Here is a 5,287-nt window from a genome sequence, read left to right on the forward strand (position 1 = left end):
AGCGCGGCTTAAGTTAGTGCCATTGCTGCCATTGCCCTTAAATCCCAAAGTGCCGAAGCATGCCGATCAAGTCCGCTCTATTCATCTGCCTCGGCAACATCTGCCGCTCACCCTTGGCCGAAGCCGTCGCTCGCAAGCACCTCGCCGGAGCCGGTCTCGACATCGAGGTGGCATCCTGCGGCACCGGCGGCTGGCATGTGGGGGAGCAGGCCGATCCGCGCATGCGCGTCGCCGCGTTGAACGCGGGTTATGACCTCGAACCGCATCGCGCGCGCCAGTTGCATGCTGACGATATCGACCGCTTTGACCTGCTGCTGGCGATGGATAGCAACAACCTGCGCGACATGCGGCGCATGTTCGGCGGCAAAGGGGATGACCGGCTGGCTTTGTTTCTCGATTGGGCCGGCGCCGCGCCGCCACGCGACTTTCCCGATCCTTATTACGAGGAACTCACCGCCTTCACGCAATCGGTGGTGCTGGCAGAACGAGGCGTCCAGGGCCTGATCCAGCGCCTGCGCCAGCCATGAGCCCATGCGCCGAGGCTTGAAAACGCAGCAAACGGGCTAAAATCGTCCCCATGCAGCCCGCCCCCTCTCAGGCCTTCGATGGCAAGGCCTTCGTCAGCACACTCACTACATCGCCCGGCGTCTATCGTTACTTCGACGAGGACGGTGAACTGCTGTACGTCGGCAAGGCCAGCAGTCTCAAGAAGCGTGTCGGCAGCTATTTCCTGAAGCCGCGCATGGAGCCGCGCATCGCGGCGATGGTGTCGCAGATCGCTCGTTGCGAAATCACCGTCACCCGCACGGAAGCCGAGGCATTGCTGCTGGAATCCCAGCTGATCAAGGCTTTGAAGCCGCGCTACAACATCCTGCTGCGCGATGACAAAAGTTACCCGTACATCTATCTCTCCGGCGGCGAGGACTACCCGCGCCTCGCGTTCCACCGTGGCGCGCGTAACCAGCCGGGTCGCTACTTTGGTCCGTTCCCCAGCGCCTTCGCCGTGCGTGAAAGCCTCAACCTGATGCAAAAACTGTTCAAGGTGCGCCAGTGCGAGGACAGCTATTTCCGCAATCGCTCGCGGCCCTGCCTGCAATACCAGATCGGCCGCTGCACGGGTCCTTGCGTGGGCTTGATCAACACCGAGGATTACCGCAGCGACGTCCGCCACGCAGAAATGTTCCTGGAAGGCCGTGGCAGCGCAGTGATCGATGAACTGGTCGCTTCGATGGAGCAGGCCAGCATCGCACTGAACTTCGAACGCGCCGCCGCCTTGCGCGATCAGATCGCCACCCTGCGCAAACTGCACGCGCAGAACCATGTGCAGGGCGCCACGGCAGACATGGACGTGATCGCCTGCCGCATCGAATCGGGCATTGCCTGCGTCAGCGTGCTGTTCTTCCGCAACGGCATCAGCCTGGGCACGCGCGATTTCTACCCGCGCCTGCCGTTGGATGCCGAACCGGCCGACGTGCTGGCGCAGTTCGTGGCGCAGTACTACCTGGATCGCCCGGTGCCGCGCGAGATCATTCTTGGCGAACCGATAGAAGACGAACAACTGCTCAGCGAAATGTTGGCGCAGCAATGCGGCCACGCGGTGGAGATCAAGACGCGCGTGCGTGGCGATCGCGCGCAATTCCTGCAGATGGCCGAGCGCAATGCGCAGGCATCGCTCACCTCGCGCATCGCCAGCCGCCAGACGCTGGGTGCGCGCTTCGACGATCTGCAGAACGTGCTTGGTTTGGATGAGCCGCCCAAGCGCATCGAGTGCTTCGATATCAGCCATACGCGCGGCGAAGCCACGGTCGCCTCATGTGTCGTATTCGGGCCGGAGGGGCCGGAGAAATCGCACTATCGCCGTTTCAACATCACCGGCATCACGCCGGGTGATGATTACGCCGCCATGCATCAGGCGCTAACCCGTCGTTTCCGCAAAGTGGCGGAGGGTGAGGGCGTTCGGCCTGACGTGCTGTTGATCGACGGCGGTACTGGCCAAGTGGCTCAAGCGCTGGACGTTCTGCGCGAACTTGGCATCACCGGCATCGAAGTGGTAGGCGTGGCCAAGGGGCCGGGGCGGCGCGCCGGCGAGGAAACGCTGGTGCTGGCCGGTTCCAACCGCGAGATTCACCCGGGGCCGACGTCGCCTGCGCTGCACTTGGTGGCCGCGGTGCGCGATGAGTCCCACCGCTTCGCCATCAGTGGACATCGCAAGCGCCGGGAAAAGGCACGCGAGCGTAGCGTGCTGGAAGATGTGCAAGGCGTCGGCGCCCGCCGCCGCACTGCATTGCTGAAGGCGTTCGGCGGTTTGGCGGGCGTGGAAGCCGCCGGCGTGGAGGAATTGATGCAAGTGAAGGGCATCGACCGCAGCCTGGCGGAGCGCATCTATGACGCACTCCATGCCTGATCACACGTGTTCGTGAGACACTGCACCCTTATTGGAAGGAGCCCATGCGCATCAATCTACCGACCTGGCTGACGCTGTTCCGCGTAGCGCTGCTGCCGGTGATGGTGCTGGTGTTCTACCTGCCGTTTCACGGCCACAACATTACCGCCGCCATTGTGTTCGCACTGGCCGGCATCACCGACTGGCTCGACGGTTATCTGGCCCGCCGCCTGAACATGACCTCCAAGTTCGGCGCCTTCTTGGATCCCGTTGCGGACAAGCTGATGGTGGCCGTCACGCTGTTCATGCTGGTGGCCTCGCACCGCGGCGACTGGTCCGGCATCGTGATGGCCATTACCTCGGCCATCATCGTGGGGCGCGAGATCAGCATTTCCGCGCTGCGCGAATGGATGGCGGAAATCGGCATGCGCGCCACCGTGCGCGTGGCTTTTATCGGCAAGCTGAAAACCGTGATGCAGATGGTCGCCCTGATCGTGTTGATTCTGCAGCACGAAAAGGAAGCCGAAGCCCTGCGCCTATACCACATCGGCGAGGGGTTGCTGGTGGTGGCCGGCGTGCTCACCATCTGGTCGGGCCTGCATTACCTGCGCGCCGCGTGGCCAGCCCTGCACGACGATGCGTCCGTCATTCCGCCGGCAGCGGAGCAGGATAGAAAAGCTTGACGGTTTCGTTGCAGCCGCTAAAATGCGCGGCTCCGATGCGGGAATAGCTCAGTTGGTAGAGCACGACCTTGCCAAGGTCGGGGTCGCGAGTTCGAGTCTCGTTTCCCGCTCCAGTTTTTCAGACAAGGCCCTGGGTAAATGCCCGGGGCCTTGTTGTATCGGAACTTCAAGCATATGCGGCAAGTGGCTTGAAATGCTGAAAAAAAGCAGCGGCGGCTATTCACATCTAAGCGGCTTCTGCTATAGTTGCACGCTCCGATGCGGGAATAGCTCAGTTGGTAGAGCACGACCTTGCCAAGGTCGGGGTCGCGAGTTCGAGTCTCGTTTCCCGCTCCAGTTTCAAGCAAAACCTCGGTGAGCCGAGGTTTTGTTTTTTAAAGCGGACCTTGACCTGCTAAGGTTGTGGTTCAGCGCAATGGCCAGGTGGCAGAGTGGTCATGCAGCGGCCTGCAAAGCCGTGTACGCCGGTTCGATTCCGACCCTGGCCTCCATTGCGGTAATAAAAAAGCGCCTTCATGGCGCTTTTTTATTTTTGTCCCGGCCGTATCGCGCCAGCGCGACAATCAAGACCAAGCCAACTCATTGGGAGCGCTCGTCGCTTCCATCCAGCACCCAGTTTCGCCACCTCCGTGGAAGCACCGCCAATTGGCTCATTCCCAGCCGTTTGAATGCTTCAGGGTGTTTCCAGCGACGCCAAAGAAGAATGATCGAGCTGACGCAAAGGAATGTCAGCCATAGCAGGGACAAAACGTTGTCGATGGTTGTGGAGTGGAGCGAAATAAGGACACCGAGAATCAGATAAGCCAAAAGAAAATCCACCAAGGCTCTCGGATTAAAAGTAGTTCTGTCCCTTTTGAAAACCATGCTGAAGTGTCCTGTTGATTTGGCTACAAGCGATCAATCAAAACGATCAGGCATTCGCGCGATGCCGAAACATGCGAGACCAGAACCAGAGTTCGCACATCGCACCCGCGACAAAAAAAGCCGTACCACCGGTAGTCATGCCAATGCTATACAGAGCGAGTGCTCCGATAAGAAGGGCGACCGTAAGAAGATGGCGTTTCATGTGACCTCCGAAAACAATCGATGAGATAGCGATTACGTATCTGTTTACGTCGAGCCTTAAGACTCTCGACTCAGGAATACATGCGTCGCGCGTTCGCCGGCGACGTGTTTTGTGCAGCGATAACCAAGCGCATGCGCATCAAGTCCTTGCCATAGCTGCTCACCGGTACCAAGCAATACAGGACGAACGGCCAAATGCAATTCGTCGATCAAACCGGCTTGCAGATACTGGCGAACGGTGGACACGCCGCCGCCGAGGCGGATATCGCGATCGCCAGCGGCATGCATGGCTTGCTCCAGTGCGGCATGGATGCCGTCGGTGACGAACACGAACTCGGTGCCGCCTGCCATCTTCACTGGTGCGCGTGGATAATGCGTCAGCACGAATACCTGCGTGTGATAGGGCGGTTCCTCACCCCACCAGCCTTTCCAGCTTTCGTCCGGCCATGGTCCGCGGACCGGGCCGAACATATTGCGCCCGATAATCCACGCGCCGATATTCGCAAAGCCTTGCTCCGCGACGTCGCTATCGACGCCGGCTTCCCCATCTCCCTTGCCATGCATGCGTTGCCACGTGCGCGTGTGGAAGAACCATTCCATAAGTTCCGGGCCGCGAACGCCAAGTGGGTAGTCCAGGCTTTGATCGGGACCGGCTGCGTAGCCGTCGAGGGAAACTGCAAAACTATGCACTCGTAGTTTGGGCATGTCGCTTCTCAAACAGATCGTCGCATGAAATGGTGCGGAAACTTGCCACGATTGAAGTTGCTGTTGCCAGTGGATTGTGTAGTCAAGAAAACGTGAAGATGCGATTGGTTTTATCGGGCCGCTGAATTTTGGCTATGCGGGTCTGAAAAATTCTTCAGCTTATACACGAATCGCCTGTTACATTTTGACTCCCGGTAGGCAACCTACCATCAACCCAGGGGAAGCCCATGTCCCGTAATCAAGGAAGTTTTGTCCGTAAAGCAGCGCTCGCCAGCCTGATTGGTCTTTGCGTAACGTCAGTAGCCTTCGCCCAGACCGCCGCGCCGGCGACTGGACTTGGTCAATCCTGGCCTAATGCTGCAGACGTAAGCACCAGTCCGAACTGGCATGTTTACGTATTTGTGTTGAATGGCATCAAGTACATCCAGGTCAACGATCTCAATGGCACCGT

General features: G+C 59.4%; 4 protein-coding genes, 3 tRNA genes and 1 pseudogene. 7 read left to right on the plus strand and 1 reads right to left on the minus strand.

From position 1 onward, the window contains the following. The first annotated feature begins 59 nt into the window (after positions 1 to 59). The 6 genes from VJR68_RS14375 (at position 60) to VJR68_RS14400 (ending at position 3,557) form a co-directional block, all read left to right on the plus strand. Positions 60 to 527 (plus strand): low molecular weight protein-tyrosine-phosphatase, encoded by a 468-nt coding sequence (locus tag VJR68_RS14375; protein ID WP_324148728.1) that lies wholly within the window; start codon positions 60 to 62, stop codon positions 525 to 527. A 50-nt stretch (positions 528 to 577) separates the two neighbouring features. Next, positions 578 to 2,404 (plus strand): excinuclease ABC subunit UvrC, encoded by a 1,827-nt coding sequence (gene uvrC / locus VJR68_RS14380; RefSeq protein ID WP_324148730.1) that lies wholly within the window; start codon positions 578 to 580, stop codon positions 2,402 to 2,404. Between the two features lie 44 nt (positions 2,405 to 2,448). Next, entirely contained in the window at positions 2,449 to 3,066 is a 618-nt protein-coding gene (gene pgsA, locus VJR68_RS14385; protein ID WP_324148732.1) for a CDP-diacylglycerol--glycerol-3-phosphate 3-phosphatidyltransferase, read from the plus strand. Between the two features lie 37 nt (positions 3,067 to 3,103). Further along, positions 3,104 to 3,179 (plus strand) — tRNA-Gly (locus VJR68_RS14390). A gap of 147 nt (positions 3,180 to 3,326) precedes the next feature. Then, positions 3,327 to 3,402: transfer RNA gene (locus VJR68_RS14395), tRNA-Gly, on the plus strand. Between the two features lie 81 nt (positions 3,403 to 3,483). Beyond that, positions 3,484 to 3,557: transfer RNA gene (locus VJR68_RS14400), tRNA-Cys, on the plus strand. 631 nt (positions 3,558 to 4,188) lie between these two features. On the opposite strand, the gene VJR68_RS14405 is transcribed toward VJR68_RS14400, so the two are convergent. Then, entirely contained in the window at positions 4,189 to 4,836 is a 648-nt protein-coding gene (locus VJR68_RS14405) for a dihydrofolate reductase family protein (RefSeq protein WP_324148734.1), read from the minus strand. A 227-nt stretch (positions 4,837 to 5,063) separates the two neighbouring features. On the opposite strand from VJR68_RS14405, the pseudogene VJR68_RS14410 reads away from it, so the two are divergent. Next, positions 5,064 to 5,287, plus strand: a pseudogene (locus VJR68_RS14410) (hypothetical protein); the annotation flags it as partial.

This window comes from Dyella sp. (assembly GCF_035277725.1).
GTDB lineage: Bacteria > Pseudomonadota > Gammaproteobacteria > Xanthomonadales > Rhodanobacteraceae > Dyella_B.